The 20,558-nt window shown below is 37.1% G+C and carries 17 protein-coding genes and 1 pseudogene; 4 read left to right on the top strand and 14 right to left on the bottom strand.

Annotation, left to right across the window (positions count from 1 at the left end; translation table 11 throughout):
- From ACFPH8_RS09120 to ACFPH8_RS09105, 4 genes and pseudogenes are all read left to right on the top strand, one after another.
- A pseudogene (locus ACFPH8_RS09120) lies at nt 1-216 on the top strand (hypothetical protein); the annotation flags it as partial.
- 15 nt (nt 217-231) lie between these two features.
- Nucleotides 232-507 carry a hypothetical protein gene (locus ACFPH8_RS09115; RefSeq protein WP_376860349.1) on the top strand — a complete coding sequence of 92 codons (276 nt, stop codon included), beginning with the start codon at nt 232-234 and terminating at the stop codon, nt 505-507.
- A gap of 483 nt (nt 508-990) precedes the next feature.
- Nucleotides 991-2,064, top strand: a complete 1,074-nt coding sequence (locus tag ACFPH8_RS09110; RefSeq protein WP_248395081.1) for a putative type IX sorting system protein PorV2 — start codon at nt 991-993, stop codon at nt 2,062-2,064.
- Nucleotides 2,065-2,071: 7 nt separating this feature from the next.
- The gene (locus ACFPH8_RS09105) at nt 2,072-3,241 is read left to right on the top strand and encodes a lipoprotein N-acyltransferase Lnb domain-containing protein (protein ID WP_376860346.1); all 1,170 of its coding nucleotides are present in this window, start codon (nt 2,072-2,074) and stop codon (nt 3,239-3,241) included.
- Nucleotides 3,242-3,403: 162 nt separating this feature from the next.
- Here the strand turns inward: ACFPH8_RS09105 and ACFPH8_RS09100 are convergent, their stop codons facing one another.
- The 14 genes from ACFPH8_RS09100 to ACFPH8_RS09035 form a co-directional block, all read right to left on the bottom strand.
- Entirely contained in the window at nt 3,404-4,795 is a 1,392-nt protein-coding gene (locus ACFPH8_RS09100; protein WP_376860344.1) for a sugar transferase, read from the bottom strand.
- A gap of 265 nt (nt 4,796-5,060) precedes the next feature.
- The gene (locus ACFPH8_RS09095; protein WP_376860342.1) at nt 5,061-6,077 is read right to left on the bottom strand and encodes a glycosyltransferase family 4 protein; all 1,017 of its coding nucleotides are present in this window, start codon (nt 6,075-6,077) and stop codon (nt 5,061-5,063) included.
- Entirely contained in the window at nt 6,040-7,326 is a 1,287-nt protein-coding gene (locus ACFPH8_RS09090) for an O-antigen ligase family protein (RefSeq protein WP_376860340.1), read from the bottom strand. The genes ACFPH8_RS09095 and ACFPH8_RS09090 overlap by 38 nt, the downstream gene beginning before the upstream one ends.
- Nucleotides 7,327-7,406: 80 nt before the next feature.
- On the bottom strand, nt 7,407-8,534 hold the full coding sequence (locus ACFPH8_RS09085) for a glycosyltransferase (RefSeq protein WP_376860338.1): 1,128 nt from the start codon (nt 8,532-8,534) through the stop codon (nt 7,407-7,409).
- Nucleotides 8,535-8,536: 2 nt separating this feature from the next.
- Nucleotides 8,537-9,637: a glycosyltransferase family 4 protein gene (locus ACFPH8_RS09080; protein ID WP_376860336.1), complete on the bottom strand. Its 1,101-nt coding sequence runs from the start codon at nt 9,635-9,637 to the stop codon at nt 8,537-8,539.
- 89 nt (nt 9,638-9,726) lie between these two features.
- Nucleotides 9,727-11,055: a glycosyltransferase family 2 protein gene (locus tag ACFPH8_RS09075; RefSeq protein WP_376860334.1), complete on the bottom strand. Its 1,329-nt coding sequence runs from the start codon at nt 11,053-11,055 to the stop codon at nt 9,727-9,729.
- Nucleotides 11,056-11,826: an FkbM family methyltransferase gene (locus tag ACFPH8_RS09070; protein ID WP_376860332.1), complete on the bottom strand. Its 771-nt coding sequence runs from the start codon at nt 11,824-11,826 to the stop codon at nt 11,056-11,058.
- A 13-nt stretch (nt 11,827-11,839) separates the two neighbouring features.
- A complete protein-coding gene (locus ACFPH8_RS09065; RefSeq protein WP_376860330.1) occupies nt 11,840-12,577 on the bottom strand; it encodes a class I SAM-dependent methyltransferase in 738 nt (245 codons plus the stop codon).
- Between the two features lie 10 nt (nt 12,578-12,587).
- On the bottom strand, nt 12,588-13,421 hold the full coding sequence (locus ACFPH8_RS09060) for an FkbM family methyltransferase (RefSeq protein WP_376860328.1): 834 nt from the start codon (nt 13,419-13,421) through the stop codon (nt 12,588-12,590).
- Entirely contained in the window at nt 13,411-14,466 is a 1,056-nt protein-coding gene (locus ACFPH8_RS09055) for an exostosin domain-containing protein (protein ID WP_376860326.1), read from the bottom strand. Before ACFPH8_RS09055 ends, ACFPH8_RS09060 begins: the two co-directional genes overlap by 11 nt.
- 18 nt (nt 14,467-14,484) lie before the next feature.
- Nucleotides 14,485-15,654 (bottom strand): glycosyltransferase family 4 protein, encoded by a 1,170-nt coding sequence (locus ACFPH8_RS09050; RefSeq protein ID WP_376860324.1) that lies wholly within the window; start codon nt 15,652-15,654, stop codon nt 14,485-14,487.
- Between the two features lie 27 nt (nt 15,655-15,681).
- Nucleotides 15,682-16,800, bottom strand: a complete 1,119-nt coding sequence (locus ACFPH8_RS09045) for a glycosyltransferase (protein WP_376860322.1) — start codon at nt 16,798-16,800, stop codon at nt 15,682-15,684.
- On the bottom strand, nt 16,797-18,626 hold the full coding sequence (gene asnB / locus ACFPH8_RS09040; protein WP_376860320.1) for an asparagine synthase (glutamine-hydrolyzing): 1,830 nt from the start codon (nt 18,624-18,626) through the stop codon (nt 16,797-16,799). The genes ACFPH8_RS09045 and asnB overlap by 4 nt, the downstream gene beginning before the upstream one ends.
- Before the next feature lie 56 nt (nt 18,627-18,682).
- Complete coding sequence (locus ACFPH8_RS09035; RefSeq protein ID WP_376860318.1) at nt 18,683-20,089, bottom strand: asparagine synthase-related protein; 1,407 nt, start codon at nt 20,087-20,089, stop codon at nt 18,683-18,685.
- Between the last annotated feature and the right edge of the window lie 469 nt (nt 20,090-20,558).

Raw genomic sequence — 20,558 nt, 5'->3', positions numbered from 1 at the left:
AAACAGACAACCGGCCTAGGTTTCGTTTCCGTAGTAAAACAATTAAAAGCCGCAGTGCAGGACAGCGGAGGATGGCCTAGCGCAGCGGTTGCCATCCGCAGGCAAAGGCTTTTATGCAGTTTTCAAGCAAACGAAAATCAGCCTAGCGTTTTTTGTTTCTTTTTTAGGCAATGTAAAAAAGAAAAGAAAAGCAGAAAACTCAATTTCTACAGCTAAATACCCCTTTGGAATATGGAATTTATTCAAAACCTTAAAATGCTTAACAAATATGAAATAGGTGAAAAGTATGTAATAAAACTGACAAACGGCCTACGTTTCGTTTCCGTAGTAAAACAATTAAAAGCCGCAGTGCAGGACAGCGGAGGATGGCCTAGCGCAGCGGTTGCCATCCACAGGATAAGGTTTTTATGCAGTTTTCAAGAAAACGAAAAATACCTAAATCCAACCGATTTCAGAAATAGCAAGCTACAAAATAAACGAAACCATCAAGTATCAAGGGAGTTATGACCAAAATGCAATTAACATTCCGAAATAATCTTAAGAAAAAAGCTTGCGTCACGCATGAAAATGCGGAGCATTCACGAATACCTAAAAATAAAATAACGTGCATGAGTAATTTCGTAAAAACGGTTTTGATCTTTTGGGTAGCCTGTCCAGAGCAAAGCGAAGGATCCGTATCAAGACAAAAGAATAGAACAAAGAAATACTGCGATAAGTAAATTGCGAAGCACATCATAAGTTCAAAAATTTAAAATATTAATTCACAAATAAAGCAACACCTCATTAACCCATTTACTCATTAACCCATTAACTCAATAATTCTAAAACTTAACATCTCCACGAGAAGCAACTAAAAAACAACAATCTGTATTCATTACAACCAATTTCCTCATAATTGACATATAAAAACAATCAACAAACAATAACTCAACGATTTTGAAGTTTAATATGTTGAAAAATTGTAGCATCTTTGCAAAAAAAGAATTGTATTTGAAAGCATTACGAACCACAGCACTGGTTTTTTTAGTCTCTGTAACAGTATATGGTCAAGCCGTCCGAAAATATTCTAACGAATTTATGAATATTGGTGTGGATGCGGCGGCATTGGGTATGAGTAATGCGGTAACAGCCCATTCTGCCGATGTTAACTCGGGGTATTGGAATCCAGCGGGACTTGTAAATATTGAGGATAAGCAACTAGCCCTCATGCACTCTAGCTATTTCGCTAATATTGCCAATTATGATTATTTAGCCTTTGCCATGCCTATTGATGATCGGTCTGCTATTGGTATTTCGGTTATCCGTTTTGCGGTAGATGATATTTTAAATACCACCCAATTAATTGATGACGAAGGCAATATTAATTACGACAGAATTAGTTTGTTCTCAACAGCAGATTATGGTGTCACCTTTTCCTATGCTAGAAAATTACCTTTAGACGGTTTAAATTATGGAATAAATGCCAAGGTAATCCGCAGAATTATTGGCGACTTCGCATCGTCCTGGGGTTTTGGTTTAGATGCAGCCATTCAGTTTGAAACCGATAGCAATTGGAAATTTGGTATCATGGCCCGCGATATTACTACCACCTTTAATGCTTGGGCTATTGATGAAGAAGAATTTGCCACCATCCAAAATGCCGTGGAAGGTCAAAATCAAGAATTACCAGAAACAACCGAAATTACCATTCCAAAACTTCAACTAGGAGCCTCCAAAAAATTTATTATCCGCTATGATTATACCTTATTAGCGGAAGTAGATTTAAATGTACGCTTCGAACAAAATAACGATATTATTTCAACATCTGTTGCTAGTATTTCACCAGCTGTTGGTTTTGAATTCGGCTATCTGGATATGGTGTTTTTACGCACAGGCGTTGGTAACTTTCAAAATGAATTACAAATAGACAACACCGAAAGCGTATCCTTTCAACCGAGTATAGGCTTAGGCTTTAAGTACAAAGGTATTCAAGTAGATTATGCCTTTACCGATATTGGCGACCAAAGTGTGGCCCTCTACTCCAATGTATTTTCATTAAAACTAGATTTTAGCATCTTTAGATAACCGGTTTATGAACATCCGTATTTTAGGTCTTTTTATTCTGCTCTGTTTTCAACAGTTATATAGCCAGCAATTATCATCACAAGCAGAAGTAAGTGTTATAACCATTGGCCCTGGAACCTCTTTAAACGATGCGTTCGGACATAATATATTCCGAATTCGCGATCGTGCTAACAATTTAGACGTAGGCTATGATTATGGCCGCTTTCCATTTAACGAACCAGGTTTTTATTTAAATTTCGCCCAAGGAAAACTCAACTATTCCATCGGAAAAAGCAAGTACAAGGATCTTGAGGCCTTTTATATTTGGCAAAACAGAACCATTACCGAGCAAGTTTTAAATTTGACTTTAGAAGAAAAACAAGCCCTACTTAATTTCTTGGTTAATAATTACAAACCAGAAAATCGCGACTATTTATACGATTTCTTTTTTGATAATTGTGCAACAAAAATGAAAGACGTTCTGCAGGACGTCCTTAACAACAATATCATCTTTCACGAACCTAAAAACTTTAAACCGCAAACTTTTAGACACCTCATTCGCGGTAAAGTACCAGCAAATTCATGGGGAAGTGTGGGTATTGATCTGGCTTTAGGCTCTGTAATAGACCAACAAGCTACCCCCGAAGAGCACATGTTTTTACCGGCCTATATCCAAACATTTTTTAGTGAAGCAACTATTGGAGCGAGAAAATTGGTAAAACGTGAAAAAAACGTATACCAGGAAAAACCAAATCCGTCAAGCACCGAATTTTTATGGAGTCCCTTGGTTATTTTTAGCATCATCAGCTTAATAATGTTGGGTATAACTTATTCGGATTATAAAAAACAAACTAGAAATAAAATTTTAGATGCTACCCTACTCCTTGTAACAACACTATTGGGAATTCTTATATTACTGTTGTGGTTTGCAACAGATCACCAAACTGCGGCTTATAATTACAATCTATTATGGGCATTTCCTTTAAACGGATTACTCCTTTGGCAGATTGCAAAAAAACATCCGAAAACATGGATTATCCCGTTTATGAAGTTTCTGGTAATTATGGGCGTTTTAATGGCTTTTCATTGGACAATTGGTGTTCAGGAATTCGCACCCGCGCTTATCCCGTTTTTTATCGCATTACTGCTTCGTTATATATACCTCATTAGCTATTTTAAAAAGCAATTAGAGTCTTAAAAGCTTTGAAAATCTGAAACTTTTCACTTTTCACTTATAACTTTTCACTTGTCAATTTTCACTTTTCACTTTTCACTTTTCACTTATAACTTTTCACTTATAACTTTTCACTTTTCACTTATAACTTTTCACTTTTCACTTTTCACTCATAACTAAAAAAAACTACTGCCCCCTAAAATAAAGCATGGTTCCAACCGTTTTAACCATCACGTTGAAGTCTAGGAAAAAACTGCGGTGTTTAATATAGTACAAATCATATTGAAGCTTCAACAAGCTATCTTCAACCGTATTACCATATCGGACATTCACTTGAGCCCAACCCGTTAAACCTGGTTTTACAATATGCCGTGTTTCATAAAAAGGAATAACTTGAGATAGTTCCTTAACAAAATAAGGGCGTTCAGGTCTAGGACCAATTAAACTCATATCCCCCTTTAAAATATTGATAAACTGGGGGATTTCATCCACACGCGACCGCCTTAAAAAGGTGCCAAAAGGGGTAATACGGCAATCATCTTTAACCGCCCAAACAGCGCCGCCCGTTTCGGCATTGGTAACCATGGTTCGGAATTTGATAATCTGAAATAATTTGCCATTTTTACCAACCCGTTCTTGAAAATAAAATAAAGGACCCCGGTTCCCAATCAAATTGATTACCAATACAAAAGGCACAATAAAAACACCTAGTAAAACACCTATAAAGGCCAGAAATAAATCAAACGCCCGATGAAAAAACAAATACAACTTATTGTGGTTACTCCTACTAAACGGAAAATACTTATAAAAGTCTTTCCGTACAAACTGTACAGGCACCCTATAGGTCATATCCTCATAAACTTGGGTATATTCCTTAATGGGGAAACCCCGTTCTAATAGCGTAATTAAATCGTAATAAATGTCCGAAGTAATGGTTTCAGCATTATAACTAGCTACGACAATTTCTGAAATAGATTGTTCTTGAATCACCTGATGCAAAGCCTCTGGTGGATACTCAATAATATCTTTAAATTTTACGGTGTCCAAAGCCACCTGCTCACAATTAATATAGCCTACAATCTTATAGTTCGGGTCCGCGTCTTTAAAAGCGTCAACAATGGTTTCAATATTGGAAGTTTCACCAACAATAAGAACTTTTTTATAAAAACGTGGTGAGGTTATAAAAGTAACATATATTAAACGCCAAAGACTTAAAGCAACAATGATGGCGAGATAAAAATAAACAATCTGTAACCGGTTAGAAGGTAATAAGGGCGTAAAAAAGGGTGTTAATAAATAGAATAGAACGGTAACCGAGGCCGTTAAAATAATATTGGCAAATACAATATGAGGTTTACTGGCCTTCTGCAAATCATACAGTTCAAATATAGTTCCAAAAATGGTAATATAAATGATTAATACCCCAACCCACGTCCAATTTTCGGGTGTAATAGTAAAATAATCAAAATGAAACCAATCACTCACAAAATATAAGGAAAGCAGGATACTTATAATATCAACAAGACGCAATAGCAACTTACGTTCCGAAATATTAAAGTGAATAGCCTGTTTTCCCATGAGTGTATTAATAGCTTTGTAAAGATAATAAGTTCACCAAACCCTGCAAGTTTATTTACAATTTGTAGTTTTAAGTTTACGAACAGAACCCGGGCATTCAAGTTAAAATAACAAAGCCCACACCTAAATACCTGCTAATCCCCAACCGCAACAATCTCCAACCCCAATTTTCAACTATTCACTTTTCACGCTTCACGCTTCCCTCTTAACTTTTCACTTTTCACTTGTCACTTTTAACTCACCACTTCTAATCGGAAACTAGGAACTACATATCCAAAACGGCAAACCACTTCCTCTTAACAAGCTCCCAATCAAACCCCTCCACCATAGCACGAGCGCGAGCAGCCATTTCTTGTGTGCGATCCACATCCAAAACCATCTTAATAATTGCCCGCTCAAAAGCAACCGCATCATCAGTTGGCAGTAAAAAACCAGTTTTCCCATTTTGTATTAAGTATGGCATTCCACCAACATTCGTAGACACAATTGGTAGACCCAATGCCATAGCTTCTATGACACTCACAGGCATATTATCAAAATTAGTGGTATTTATAAATACATTATAATCAGCCGCCAAGGCTAACCATTCTGCTTTAGGTAGTTTTCCTGTAAACCGTACAGTAACATTTGAATCTTCAGCCAGCATTTTAGTGGCTTGGAAGCTCCCATCCCCTGTATCAGGCCCAACCATACAAAGTTCAGAGTCATAACCAGCATCCTGTAAGCGTTTTAAAACATGAACGGCTAGTGACGGATTATAAATTTCGGAAAACGACCGTACCCAAAGTAAGCGAATCGTGTCAAAGCTTTTCTCTTGATACGGATAATGCTCTAATTGCAAACTGTTAGGTATATAAGTAACATGGTTGTAGCCATATGAAGCAAAGGCTTCTTTCAAGTAAACTGAAGGGGAGACTAAATGAGAAGCGGGTTTGAATAAAATAGAACAAAGTCTAGGATTATAATTCAATCGTGAGGGTAAATTACCACCATTTAAACTCAAAACGTATTTATGCTTTAGTGATCGGCAAAGCAAACTAACTAAAAACGCATAATAAAAATTTTGAGTGCTATAGGTATCTATCAATACAACATCTATATGTTTTCTGTATTGAATACAACTCCATAACATATCCAACATACGTCTTACCTTATTATTATAAGTTGAGGCATAAAACAGTTTAAACCCTTCTTGCTCTAACAATGGGCCTAAAACACTAATAGAGGCTAAATTACTGCGTTTACTATTTAATTTGTTTCCTATGTAAAGGACGTTTGTCATATGTAATATGTAATAAGGCTAAAGCATAAATAAATGATGGCGCTGCAATTCGCATACCTGAATGATTAATGGTGGCAAACCAAAAGGCTAAAAAGGCATAAAAAAAAATATTATTTCTATTCGTTGATCGATAGGATAAAGGTTTAAAAATTAAAATAAGAAGTATAAGTACTCCAATCAAGCCATGTTCGGAAAGTAACCTTCCTATTTCGTTATGCGATGGTAGGTGACCTATACCCTCCTCAACACGTATGTTTTTTGTCCGACTAGCACCTACTCCCAAAAAGGGGCTACTTAAAAAACCATTCATTTCATCCATAAATATATCTACTCGACCAGTTGCAATGTCTTCCTTTTCTCTACCCAAAGCATCTTCATTAGCATAGCGTTTATCTAATAGTCCACTTGTTTGATTAGAACTGATAACCCAAGATGTAGAAGCGGCGATTACAACCAAAATTAAGGAACCAATAATTTGATTCTTCATATTACTTTTGGATTGAAAATATAGTGTCCATAAGAAAGCCATGGTGACAAATACAGCAGCAATCACACCGCCACGACTAAAAGTTACAAATGCTCTATAAGACATAATGATAAAAATAGCCATATTCAAAAGCTTTAATCCCATGTTTGGCGATTTCAAAAAAAGCCTTACAGCCATAATAAACATTCCCAAACCAAGTGCTGTAGCAACTTGGTTCGGCCCAAACCCACCTGATGCTGCAGAATTAGAAGCCGTACTTGTTAATACATCTTTCAAACTAGGTGTATATAGGAACAAGTACGTAGTTAGTGTAATAATGGGTAGTGCAATGTACAACAAAATGTTTAGTAACAATTGCTGACTCACCTTCCTATCGTAACAATACATTGCTGCCATTCCTAAACATACAGGGCCACTTAATACAAAAGCTATATTGGTTCTAAACTTTGCTTCAAAGGTCAAAGTTATAGACGCAACAATAATGGATGGAACTAGCAGTATTAAATAAGCAAAATAAGGATAGCCTTTACCTGAAGCTCCCTGATAAAACATACCCATACTCATAAACAAAATTACAAGGTACTTGGAGGCTTCGTATGACAAACCGGACTTAGTCATTCGAAATAGAACCTCTGCTCCAACAAAATAAGCAGATGCCAATAAAATTTCTTGCGTTTTTCGCTTGTTGCCAGCCATTACAATACGAGCAATAAAATAAACCATAGCGGCAACAAAAAAAGGTTTACCTAATGGTCTAAACAAAAACAAACCTATTCCCAAAAGAACATGTAAACCAATTAAAGTAACGTAATTGTTGCGCTTATATTTAGAACCCCTAAAATTCAAATGATTATTTCTGTTTTTATACGTTTATTATAATGGTTAAAGCTAAATAGTTTAACAACACGTCTTTGGTTTCTTACTATCTCCTGATAGAGCATAATATTCATTTGTAAAATCTGTTCAATAGCAACTTTTAATTCGCTGCAGGTTACTTCTTTTAAACAAATACCAGTTTCCATATGTGTAATATATTGACCGATGGCGGAAATATCAGATACCACGGGAAGACAACCATAATTCATGGCTTCTGCAATTACTTTAGGGAATCCTTCGGAAGCGGTTGTAGGCATGAGGAAAACCTGACTTTTCTTATATATTTCAAAAACATCGGTTCGTGATAGAAAACCGTGAAATATAAAAGGAACGCCAGATTGATCGGCTAAAGATTCAAAATGCCGTTTGTCTCGGCCATCCCCAACTAAATGAACAACTTGTATTCGTTTTTTAGCGCTTTCGGTCAAACCTGAAATTGCTTGAATAATACGCTCCACACCCTTTTCCGCCTCTAAACGTCCAACATAACAAAAGGTTATAGAACCCGAAATAGATTTTTGTTGTGCCAACGCGGCACCTTCAACAAGTTCTATATCTGTTAAACAGGGATTTTCAAAACTTAAACATTGCTGGGGTTGATTAGCCCAACGTCCATTTATGGTTACGGTTCGTGATTGATTGCGCATCATAAAACGCTGTAACTTATAACCAAGCGGAGGGCGCTCCTGGCTCCAATTACCGGCATATTTAAACCATCCAGGCTTTTTAACACACAAAACTAAAAAAGGAATCACATAAACCCCAATCCCTGTTGGTCCACGAAACTGAAACCAATCAACCTGTGTTAAAACGCCGTTTATAATCCGTAACACCTTGGGCGCCTGAATAATTAGTTGACTCTTCGCTTTTAGCGTTCTGCCGCCTAATGCTGGCACGGATACAAACACCACCCGATCAGAAATATAAGGCAGTGCACTTTTAGGCGCCTCTCCTTCATGAAGCATGGCAACATGATAAATAGTATCAAAAACTTGTAATAATTTATTAATTTCAGTAATCGTCGGCCCCCAACCAACAAGAGTGCCGTCGGTTGTTTTATAATGTTCGGTATGGGATATAATGGCAAGTTTCATGTTCATCCTTCTATGTGCACAATATACTGCATAATAATAGTTTCCCAAGCATGATCAGTCGCCCAGATTTCAGCACCATTCCTATAAGTGTCTGGTGCATCTAAAATAAGCTGCAAGGCTCTTTGAAACGTACCTACATCTTCAGAATCCACTAAAATACCAGATCGCCCATCTAATATAGCATCTTCTATCCCACAATTTTTAGAGCCTATAGCGGGAACCCCAAAAGCATTGGCTTCTAAAATCGCAATCCCAAAACCTTCCACATCGCCAGACTCACTTTCCGTACTCAGCATCACAAACACATCGGTGGCCAACAGCATGGCTTTCAAATCAGATTCAGATACCGCACCATGAAACGTCACATGGCCTTTAACGCCTAATTGTTTAGCCTGTTCTTTAAAGTCAGCAGCTTCGGTTGGAATCCCAACACAATGATAATGTAGATTCGGATAGGTTTTTAATATCTCGGGTAATAATCGAATCACTTGCAACTGCCCCTTTCGGGTACTCACCCTCCCTACAGTCGTTAAAATAGGATCTCCCTGTAAAATAGCTTTCTGAAGCCCTTCCGGTTCCCAAGCCTTCAAATCAATACCATTTGCTATTACATGAATATCACGTTCTAAATGCCCCGCCAATTGAGCCGTATAATCAGATACGGCCACGAGCGTATCAAAACGTTTTAAAGAGGTATCAATGGCTTTCCGATTTCCTGCCGACTTAAAATTGACTTCACTCCCATGAATGACGGCCATGTTTGGGCGTTTATAAAACAAAGAACAAAACGCCACATTCCAAAGCGAAAACTTCCCCGTAGCAATCACATAATCTGCTTGCTTAAAATAACGCAAGGTTTTCTGCACGCGATTAAAATACATAAAAACACGCTGCGTCTTTAGTGTAATCCGTTCTACTACAAAAGGTAAGCCCGCATCAAAGGCTATCTCTTCACGGTTAAAAACATCCCGCTGATCCGCAATCACAGAAACTCCATAGCCATTTTTCGACAAATACAAAGCCAAATAATACGCATGATTCCCAATCCCACCCGGTTGCGGTGGAAATTCAGAAGTAACAATAAGAATGTGTTTTTTATTCAACCTAATATATTTTGATGCATTTTAACTAGTAACTCTTCACTTTTATCTTTTCACTCATAACTCATAAATCATAAATCATAAATCATAAATCATAACTCTTCTATCAAACTCCCTTCCTTCAACTTCACACCAGCCATTCTCCAAGACTTCAACACTTGAAAAACCACAACGGGAAACAGCAACAAAGAAACAAAAACACCAACAACCATGAGCCTTTTATTACTTTTAAATTGATAAGGCATAATGGACAAAGGTACGGATCGCAAAAGCGCCCAGCGTGCAGCCTGATTTCCATAATAGGTCCTAAAATAATACAACACACTTGGAATAGGTCTGGGGGCAAACCATTTTTTGGTTCTGAATGCATCCCAACTGCCCATCTCGCGCAAGCCACCAGAATCCACTTTCAAATGTAAGCGTTTGGCATACGGGTTGGATACATTTAAAAAACCATGTAAATAAGCGCGTAAGCCAAATTCTCCATCGCCCATCCGCTGCTTTTCAAATTGCCTATCAAATAACCCTATTTTTTTAAAAACGTCTTTCTTGATTAAAACATTTCCGGTGTCCAACTGATCACTAACTCTAAAATACGCATAGTTTTGCGGCACCTTAGCACCTAATGTCGAGATAGAAACCCCAGAGGACAAGTCGGCTTGAAAATAATCCAAACATCTTAAATGACTTGAAATCCAATCCCCATCTACCCGACTGTCATCATCAAACAATAAAACATATTTACCTGTAGCCATCCTAATTGCGGTATTCCGTGCCAACCATAAAGCTTTCTCTTCTTGATAAACCACTCGTAAGTCCAATTGAAATTCCGAATAAAAATCAGGCTGATAGGGGTCCGACTGATCTACAACAATAACTTCAAAATTAGGATAATCTTGCAATTCTAAATCTGCCAAAACATCTTTTAAATACACATAGCGGTTTAGTGTGGGAATAATTACAGATACTTTGGGCTGACGTTCAAATAACTTGGACTGAAAATGTGCCCAATCTGTGTACAAAATAGGTGTTTTTAAATAGGAACTTCGCTTGGTAAGTCTGGTGTTGTAAAAAGCCTTTAGTTCTTTCAACGGATTTTTAAAACTAATAAGCCGCAACAAAAGCACATAAATAACCCATGCTGAATGAAAATATTTCCGAATAAAACGATAATTATCTACTAAAGGCAGGGTATCAAACTCGAGATAAGTGGCGGAATCTCCTATATAGCCCTTATGAATGGCTTGCCAAGACAGATCATAAGCTTGAGCATGGTCACTCAAAAATTGAGTATCATTATCTAATTGACTAACGATGTCTAAAGGTAAATTTTCAACTATTGGAAACGCCGACACCCCATTACTTTTGTTTAGCGTAAAATAATGAACCGGTTGTAAGTATTTTAAAAAATGAAATAGCACTTATTCTTTAAATTTAAAGTAATAATTAGAATTATAATATATTTCCTCAATGGGAGCATAGTTAATTTTATAAATACCATTTTGTTTGATGTGGTAACATTGATAAGTCTTTAATAATTTAATAAAACTATATAAGGTAGTACCTGCAATAATAGATTGTAGCGAACCGTGCTCTATTTGAATGCGCTCAATATGTTGCTTTTCTAAAGCTACTTTTGCCCCTTTAAGAACATTCATTTCAAAACCTTCAACGTCTATTTTTATAAAATGTATCTTTTCAATTGTATGTTGCTTGCAATAATCATCCAAAGTAATTACCGAAATGGTAGTTTTCTTTAAATCTTTCTCTTCAGTATCCACCAAACTACCATCTACACCTCCAATACCACTAGAGTATAAAGTACCTGTTTTTTGGGTATGACCTAGAGCCAAATTATTTAAATGGATGTTTGGTTTATTTGAAAAACGTTTTTCTAACGTCCTAAAAGCAACAGCATCCGGTTCAAACACGTGAATATTAGGGTTTAATTCCCTAAAATAATTAAGAATAAAATCCAAATATTGCCCATTATTAGCTCCAACATCAAAAACAACAGGATTCATTGGGAGTTCTTTTTGTAATATTTTCAATACCGATATTTCACCTGAATCTGAAGGACTGTTAGCGGAACCATAGTTCATTCCTTTTAATGCCAAGTAATGAAGTTTTTTATAGAATGGCTGGAAATAGGTTCTTGCTAATAATTTTACAGCACGTTTTTTTAAAGACATCTTTTTTAAGCTTTTATTTTGTAAAACACCAAGCAACATGTCCTGTGCTCAATGCATATTTTTTCACTAAAGAATCATCCAAATCACGCACTTGTAATTCAGCTGTTCTAAAGCCATGCGCTTCAAAGCGCTTATAATAATCTAACCCACAACTTCTACAATGATCTTCATGCCCATGAATTTCTTGGTAATTGGCATAAGGAATAGCTACATCCTCATAAGTCGCTAAACTATGAACAGGAAAAATAGGAACGCTCATCAATAATTGCCCACCCGTATTTAACACGCGATACACTTCAGAAATAGCTTTAGTATCTTCCACAATATGCTCAAAAACATGCCAAATTACAACCAGATCATACGTGTTATCCTCAAGTGTTAACTGCGTTAAATCTTCTACCAAATTAACATGTTTTACAGCTCTGATATCCATTTTATCATACTGCATAACATCATGTAATTTAGTTTTAACCCCAAAATATTCTGTTTTATTAGGAGCTACATGTAACACCTTTAATTTAGTTTTTGCAAGATCAAAATAATCAATAGAAAACGGAATCAATCTTGTACGTGGCAGGGACTTACAATTAGGACATTCTCCCTCAAAAAATTGGGTACCTTGCCAAGAACAATTTTCGCAAATAACGTTAGAACCTCTATAAGCATATGTTCGTATCCATCTAGTAAAAACTTGATTGGCAACTTTTAAATATGCGCTAGGCTTTTTTAGGAATCCCACTATAATATTCATGTGCTCTAAATTATATATGCGATGGTAAATCGGCTCGTTCGGCTATACCTGTTAGATAATCCGGATAGGGTTCATCTTCTGGTATTAACAATAAATGACACTTACCGCGTTGTTTAATGGTTTCGCTATCCTGTAAAATTTGACCCGTTTTCAAATACCAAGCCTTATATTCATTTTGCTGACACCAATCTAATATTTTTCGACCATTTTCTTGCATAGTTAAGCCTTCAACAGCATGCATTTCTATAAAAAATAAACATTGAGTTTTTTTGGCTAAATGGGTTGCACCCTGCATCACTAAAGCCTCAGCACCTTCCACATCAATTTTTACTAAATCCGGATCAATAGCGTAATACATGTGCAAAAAATCTAAAGTAACAGTTTTTACAACCTTAAACGAATTTACGGCAGCAGCAGATTTAGCATGTTCAGGGTACATGCTTCCAGCTGCTCCTGCGCCTATCGTATAAAACGTCATATCTTCATCCAGTTTATTACTTACAAAAGCCGAATAGTATAAAGCTTTAAAACCTAAATTATTTTCTAATAAATTCACATTGGCTTGTGCCAATGCTTTCGGGTTAGGGTCTACTAAAAGATAGACTCTGTTTGGATCTTGAATAGTTGCCAACAAAGCTGTATAGCCAACATTGGCGCCAATATCAAAGATAATTTGATGATGTTTTGCCAATTCAAAAAACCAAGCATCATCTTGATCAGGTTTTAACCGAACAGTTCCTTTGGTCGTCGTCAGTTGCCGCCCGCATAAACTACTTGATACATAAGCTATTTTATTTTGGTTCCATGCATACCAAATCCCAGATAATTGTTTTTTAAAGTTCATTCGTGTAATGTTTAAAAAAAGATCCCATTCGTAAAGAATCCAGCCATAAATTCCGGTTGGCCGTAAATAATTCGTTGAGTGTAATGTCATTTAAATCTTTATGAAAAGCAAGAACCTTTTCTGCAATATCAGAAATTTCATGCCTTTCAATCCAAACAACGTGTTTTTTCCAGTCTATAGTGTCCGATAAAGGCAACAAACCATCCGTATGCACATAAATTGGAATCCGTCCCATAGCTAATGTCTCGTAAAACCGTGTGGAAAAATTACCGGCACCACGAACACACATAACATAATCCGATTCTTGTATATTATTATAAAATTCTAAAGTGGATGTCTCCCTTTCTTTATGACTACGAGCACCTGCACGATAGCTTGTCCTCATAATAAAATGATCTGTTATCCCAGAGTGCTGCATCATGGGTTTTAAACACTGATATCTAAAATAAGGTGCCGCAATAAAAGCTTCTGGTGTATACGCATATAATTTAAAATAATGACCTAGGTTTTTAAACCCTATTTTCAAAAGCGTTTTAAACGCAACCCACTTGTTTCCGCTAGCCAAACCACAAAACCCAATACGGGGCTTTGGACTATAAGGCCTGGTCTTAATATCCGCAGCTTTATAAAAGCCTTCCAGAGGATCAGCAATAAAAACAGGCATTCCCTGATGCCAAATGGGTAGCTTAGTTTGATAACCACTGGCTCTAAATACAATGGTGTTTTTTAGTTCAGGTATTGGCAACCCGATATCACCCAACAGGACTATCCAAACAGGCTTATGCATACGAGTAGCTAAATTTATATAGGCCAAAGCGACATCCTGTATATTTTCTCGTGTATAATAATTCCAAGACATCGGTAAAATAGCTATATCAGCTTGTTCCAATTCGGAAACAAAAGAAACATCTTTATCCGTAATGGCATACATTCTCTTACGTGCATCATCAGTAAAGGCTTCGCTTTTTAAAAAGGGTTTTAAAAGCGGAAACAATTGAGAACGATCAACTTCCGAATATGCTATCTCTGGATAATGAATTTTCATCGCTTAAAAATAGATATTCTAATCCTGATAAAACAGGATAAATTGCTTATTCTGCTCCTCCAATCCAAAATGAGACATAACATGCAATCGCGCTTGCTCACGCACCTTTAGTTTCTCAATGTCCGTTAAACCTATGACCTGCTCAAGGCGTTTAGCTAATAAAGATGGCTGGCGTTTGGGGACCACCCATCCTGTTTGGTCGTTAATAATATTTTCTGTTAAGCCACCGCCATCACTTACAAAACATAAAGCGCCTGCCCCTTGTGCTTCTAAAACAGCATTACAAAAACCTTCAGAATGACTATATTGCAAATACATATCGGTTGTATGCATGGCTTGCAAGACTACATCATGGGCTTGCTGCCCCTGTAGAACAACAGAGTCCCTCAAGTCCAATTGATGAATGCTAAACGCTAAAGATTCATATAAAGCACCCGAACCAATAATTGTATATTGAAATAAAATACCCTTTTGCTTCAATACTGCCAAAGCCTCCAAAGTTTCTAATAAGCCCTTAATCCAGTGTAGTCGAGATACCGTTAGCATCTTTATGGGTGTGTTAAACGTTTTTATGGATTGCCATGGAAACGTTTCCAGAGCAATAGCAGGCGTAATTTTTTGAAATGGCGTGGCCTTTGGCAGCCCTAAATCATATGCGCGTTCTATTAAATAAGTGGAAATTGTATGCACGTGATCTACCCGCTGCCAAAGTAGATCGTAACAACCTGGATGCTTTAAGGGATAAACATCTATATCAAACCCCCTAAAACTCACCGCCATTTTTGCATCTACTGCTTGGGCAACGAATTCATTATTTATAGCCAAAGTCGCAAAGCCATAATGCAACCAATCACCTCTAAATTGTAATAATGGTGAGTTTAAATAAATTTTTTCTATAATACGTTTACTTGAGCTACCGTAATTTTTCTCTAGTTTATAATAGTTAACAACCGTTTTTAAATAAGGCAATAAGGTGAATCCAACCCAAAACATATTAATAAGTTGTAGAAATAAGTTTTTTTGAACCTTCGGACTTTTTTTATGCTCGCAATGCGGATAGGTTTCATTACAGGGCCCAGTAAATAACACGACTATAAACCCGTTCTCAAGTAATCCCTGAATCTTGGAATTAAAAAAGGTTTCTGAATATGCAGGCGGCCGTGAAAGTACTAATCCTATAGTTTTCATGTTTACTGAAGGGTTCTAACTGATGCTTTAATTATTTTTATTTACAATATTGACATATAAATTTTCACACAATAATACTTCTTTATCAATAGAGTAATTTTCTTCCACATAATCTCTAAACTTTTTTCCAATTTGTGAATTTATAATTCTAGCATTAGAGCAGCAAATTTCTAAAGCTATACGCCAAGCTTCAACATCACCAGCATTTACCAAATGTTCAGGATAAGGTTTTAATTGATCTCTTATTCCTGAAACATCCGAACCTAATACATATTTGCCAGCCGCCATAGCCTCCAATAAAGAAACTGGAGAGCCTTCTCCTTTATCCAGCGTTGGCAAAACAACCGTTTCAGCTAAACTTAAATAACCAGAAACGTTTTTTTGCTTGCCACAAAATAACACGTGGTCACTCAAACCTAACTCAGTTGATAAAGTTAGCATAGATGCACCATAAGAACTAGAAGTGTCTCCCACAATCATAAGTTTCCATTCGGGAAATTGGGCACTAACAAGTGAAAACGCCTGTAACAAAATTTCAATACCTTTTACCGGTACCAAATTAGCTACACACATTAATATACGCTGGTTGGTTTCCAATTCCCATTCTTGAAATAAATCAGCGTTTTTCGGTAATGGTACAAATGTGTCTATATCAACACCTCTAGGAATTAAAATGGTTTTACGCGACTTACTAAAAAATTGCATTAACATATCCGTGTTTTGAGCAATAACCGCGGTCGCTAACCAAGTTCTTAAATGCCATGCATTTTTAGAAGCCCCTCCCCAATTCATATTTTTTTTAGTATAAACCCAAGGTGTACCACCTAATTTTGCAGCTAATGCTTCTGAATAATCGGCGGCATAGTGAAAGCTATGAATAATGTCAGGTTTAATAGCTTTAAACTGTCTACTGATATCATAACACCGCCTCAATCCCTTTAAATACGGTTTCATGGGTGTTGTATAATTTAAAACATGTATCGGTATGCCAGAAGCTTCAACTGTATTAAAAAATGCTCCACGTTTGTGTAAACAAGCAATATGAACTTCAAACCGTTTAGGATCCAATCGTTTAGCCACATGCAACAAGGCTTTGCCACTGCCTGCAGTATCAAAATTAGGAATGGTAAATAGGATTTTTATCATTTTAGCAAGGCGTATAAGGTGAATAAGGGCCACTTTAAATCAGCTTGTTTACTACTATGTGTCTGTAGCATGCTTTCTATAGCATCACGTTCGAATCCAAATGTAGTTAAATCAGCATCTAACAATCGTTCGGTGATGAGAGGTTTCAAATCATTTCGAAACCAGCCTGTCAAAGGGATAGAAAAACCTTTCTTTACCTGCTCTTCTGGTATTGATGGAATCCGCTGGTGTAAAACGTTTTTAAGGACTTGCTTGCGTTTGTATTCACCATAGCTAGCCAAGGGGTCTATTTGCAAACTAGCTTCTATCATCTGCTTATCCAAAAAAGGAACCCGCACCTCCAAACTATTTTCCATACTAGCTAAATCCACTTTCCGTAAGGTTTTTTGCATCATACCATAAAATTCGGCATGACGCATATGTTGCAATAAGGTCCTAATATCTTTCGTGTTTTCATAAGCATAAACCTGGTAGGCAGCCGGTAATCCAACAGATTGTAACTGCGGTGCCAAAGCATGCAACCATTCCAATCTAAACCGAGAGTGGATACCTTGATGAGCTTGAGATTGCTTGGAAGCTAAAAGCACACCATTTAAGTTTGTATTGCCCGTAGTATATTTATCAAAACCATACAACCCTTTCTTAAGTAAACTAGGATAGTGTTGATAACTAATATTTTTCCCAACACTCCAAAACCGTTCATACCCAAAAAACAACTCATCACCACCGTCCCCACTTAAAGCAACCGTCACCTGTTTTTTAGCTAATTTGGACACTAAATAAGTGGGCAAGATACTAAAATCAGCCATGGGCTCATGAAGTGCTTCCATGGCTTCATCCCAAAAAGAGAGCATCTGTTTAGCGTCTAAATGCCAAATCGTTTGCTGCATATCCAATGCCTCGGCAAATTGTTGGGCACGTGCAGATTCATCATGGGTTTTGCTATCAGAGCCTATGGTAAACAAGTGCGTATTAATATGCTGTTTTTTTAGAGAACTTGCTATTAACGTAGAATCGACACCGCCCGACAAAAATGCACCAACAGGCACATCGGCCAACAGTTGATTCGCCACCACCCTATCTAATGTCGACCCTATAAAACGTGCCGATGCTTCTTTTTCAGCTATAAACTCCGTTTCGTCAACTGGCAACTCCCAATAACGCACATGGCTTTTCAAACCAGTTTTAGTAAACGTAATGATTTCGCCAGGCAACACCTGAAAGGTATCGCCATACAACCCAAAAGGTGCTGGCATAAAATGCTGTTGTAAATACAATTTCAGCACCTGTTCGTTTATAGAGGTCTTGGCATAAAGGGGATGCTTTCTAACTTGATCATATTGACTGGCTGCAATGAGTATTTTACCATTCCATCCATAAAACAACGGCTTAATCCCGGCGAAGTCTCTAACCAAGCTTAATTCTTGATTCTCATGATTATAAATTACCATGGCAAACATGCCGTTAAGTGCTTTCACCGTTTTGTCTATTCCCCATGCTTCTAAACAAACGGTTATGGTTTCCGTATCACTATAACCATTATAGTTCTGGAAATCAAGTTGTTTGCGCAAATCCAAATGGTTATATATTTCCCCATTAAATACAAGCGTGTAGTGTTTATGTGGACTATCCATAGGCTGCTGTCCCGCCAAAGAAGTATCCATGATAGCCAACCTATTAAAACCCATCTGCAAATTAGGTTCTATGGAAACATAACCAATGCTATCAGGACCACGCTTGTTGGACAGCGCCAGCAAATCCAAAAAGTGTTCTTTACGTACCCCTTTTGGACCTGCAAGATTATATTCAACTAAAAATCCACACATAATATTTTATTAAAAAATCAGACTTTAAAATTTGTCGTAAATTAAAAAATTCTGGTTTAATCAGACCCTATCCAAGAGTTGTTAAAATTTGAAGCCCACACAGAAAAAACCAACAACATCCCAACACGATGAGCATAAAGCAACGAATCACCGGTCTTAAATTGCTTATAAATAGTTTCAGTAACTGCTTTAGGCACTAAAGTTTCCAAATCTTCTGAAAACAAATAACCTTTTAATGCCGCATCATTCTCATCTCCTAAAAACTGCAACTCCCAATTCCGCTGAATCACAGTTTTACCCATAGCTAATTTTGCACGATATCGTAAAGAATTTAAAGCCCGATAACCAAATCCACTCTTTTTTTTATAATTCGTATAGGTATACAAATTTAAAGGATGATAAAAATCCCAAGTCAATTGGGCCAACTCAGGACTATGCTTTTTAATATAAGCTATTTGCAAACGCCTACCCGCTAAAAATGCTTCGGGCAGACTGCTAATAAAGGCACACATACGATCATCATAATACGGTAAGCTTATAGGGTGTGCAGCTTCAAATACAGCAAGATTAATGGACGTCCACCGTGGTGCCCAATACAGACTTTTAAAAGCGCGTATTTGCGTGTTGGCATCTTCTGGAATGTTAATTTTTTTTAATAAATCACGAACACGGGTATAAAAATAAGCCTTAAAATCACCTTCTAAATCCCAAGTATCCCAAAGTGTTTGTGCAAAATCCAGACCACCGCGTTTCACTATTTTTTGGATAACCACATCGGTCTGCTCATCTAAAGTCAGGTTTTTAGAAACCCCCATATCATCAAAAAGCACATCCCCCCAATGCCCTAATGAAAAAACACCAGGCATTTTCTTGAGTTCCTCTAATACAGCTAATTGCCTTGGGCTACAAAAATCAGAATAGCACCCATTCATGTCCGCTAAAGCATCTATCTGATTCCAAAGGTAGCCAGATGGTATTTTAAAAGAACTGAATGGAAAATCACACTGTTGGGCTATCTGTTCCGCAATCTTAGTTTCAGGATAGCCGTTTTCAAACTCATAACTATAGGCATGTACATCCGCACCTAATGCTTTCAATACAATAGCTTGGGTCCTACTATCCAACCCGCCAGAAAGTGGCAAAATAACAGGCTTCTTTCCTATCTGCTCAGCGGTGATTGTCTTAAACAATTCAGAAAAGGCATCCAAAGCCGCATCAAAACTCATACTACTAGGGGTAGGCTCCCATGTAAACCAAGGAGTTACAGACTGCAACACACCATCAGCGTCTAGCTCACATATAGAAGCAGCAGGCAAAACTACCTCATCTTTCCAGTAGGTATCTTGATCCAAAAAAAAACCTGTTGCAGCAAAAATACAAATCGCTTCCAAATGCAAGTCATGCGGTGCATCAACCTTGGCAAAGGTTTGTTTAATAGGTATGATGGGTGTTTTTATTATCATATATCAATGTTGAGGGCAAGATACTAAAATAGGTTTTGAAATCGGAAATGAAATGCAACGGAAACGTAAATAAAATTAAGCAAAATTGCATCTTAAATACGACCAGGTCATTCAGAGCATCCAATGTCATTCAGAGTATCTTGTCATTCAGAGCATAGCGATGAAACCGAAGGTTCAGCGCAGCTAATCTCATGTCATTCAGAGGAGGAACAAGCGTCAATAAACAATCCAGTGGATTGTTTTATCGCAATTACCAGCTGGCGCATTGGTAGTATAAAAAGAAACCGAAGGTTCAGCGTAGCTAATCTCATTTTAATAAAACCCAAATATCAACCAAAGCCCCTATTGTCATTCAGCGTATCTTGTCATTCATAGGAGCGCAGCGACCATGTCATTCAGAGGAGCGCAGCGACTTAGGAATCTCATAAACAAAAAGACAACAATCAAAAAATTAAGCGATTCATAAAAA

Source organism: Bizionia hallyeonensis (assembly GCF_042657385.1).
In the GTDB taxonomy this organism is placed as follows: domain Bacteria; phylum Bacteroidota; class Bacteroidia; order Flavobacteriales; family Flavobacteriaceae; genus Algorimicrobium; species Algorimicrobium hallyeonense.
The sequence above is the reverse complement of the archived record's forward strand: the minus strand, read 5'-3'. Positions and strand labels throughout refer to the sequence as shown.

What these genes read in the sequence shown, in the direction of transcription:
- ACFPH8_RS09085 (WP_376860338.1), bottom strand. Translation starts at nt 8,534, where the DNA reads ATGAAACTTGCCATTATATCCCATACCGAACATTATAAAACAACCGAC.
- ACFPH8_RS09065 (WP_376860330.1), bottom strand. Translation starts at nt 12,577, where the DNA reads ATGAATATTATAGTGGGATTCCTAAAAAAGCCTAGCGCATATTTAAAA.
- asnB (WP_376860320.1), bottom strand. Translation starts at nt 18,626, where the DNA reads ATGTGTGGATTTTTAGTTGAATATAATCTTGCAGGTCCAAAAGGGGTA.
- ACFPH8_RS09105 (WP_376860346.1), top strand. Translation starts at nt 2,072, where the DNA reads ATGAACATCCGTATTTTAGGTCTTTTTATTCTGCTCTGTTTTCAACAG.
- ACFPH8_RS09055 (WP_376860326.1), bottom strand. Translation starts at nt 14,466, where the DNA reads ATGAAAATTCATTATCCAGAGATAGCATATTCGGAAGTTGATCGTTCT.
- ACFPH8_RS09100 (WP_376860344.1), bottom strand. Translation starts at nt 4,795, where the DNA reads ATGGGAAAACAGGCTATTCACTTTAATATTTCGGAACGTAAGTTGCTA.
- ACFPH8_RS09060 (WP_376860328.1), bottom strand. Translation starts at nt 13,421, where the DNA reads ATGAACTTTAAAAAACAATTATCTGGGATTTGGTATGCATGGAACCAA.
- ACFPH8_RS09115 (WP_376860349.1), top strand. Translation starts at nt 232, where the DNA reads ATGGAATTTATTCAAAACCTTAAAATGCTTAACAAATATGAAATAGGT.
- ACFPH8_RS09095 (WP_376860342.1), bottom strand. Translation starts at nt 6,077, where the DNA reads ATGACAAACGTCCTTTACATAGGAAACAAATTAAATAGTAAACGCAGT.
- ACFPH8_RS09070 (WP_376860332.1), bottom strand. Translation starts at nt 11,826, where the DNA reads ATGTCTTTAAAAAAACGTGCTGTAAAATTATTAGCAAGAACCTATTTC.
- ACFPH8_RS09035 (WP_376860318.1), bottom strand. Translation starts at nt 20,089, where the DNA reads ATGATAATAAAAACACCCATCATACCTATTAAACAAACCTTTGCCAAG.
- ACFPH8_RS09045 (WP_376860322.1), bottom strand. Translation starts at nt 16,800, where the DNA reads ATGATAAAAATCCTATTTACCATTCCTAATTTTGATACTGCAGGCAGT.
- ACFPH8_RS09050 (WP_376860324.1), bottom strand. Translation starts at nt 15,654, where the DNA reads ATGAAAACTATAGGATTAGTACTTTCACGGCCGCCTGCATATTCAGAA.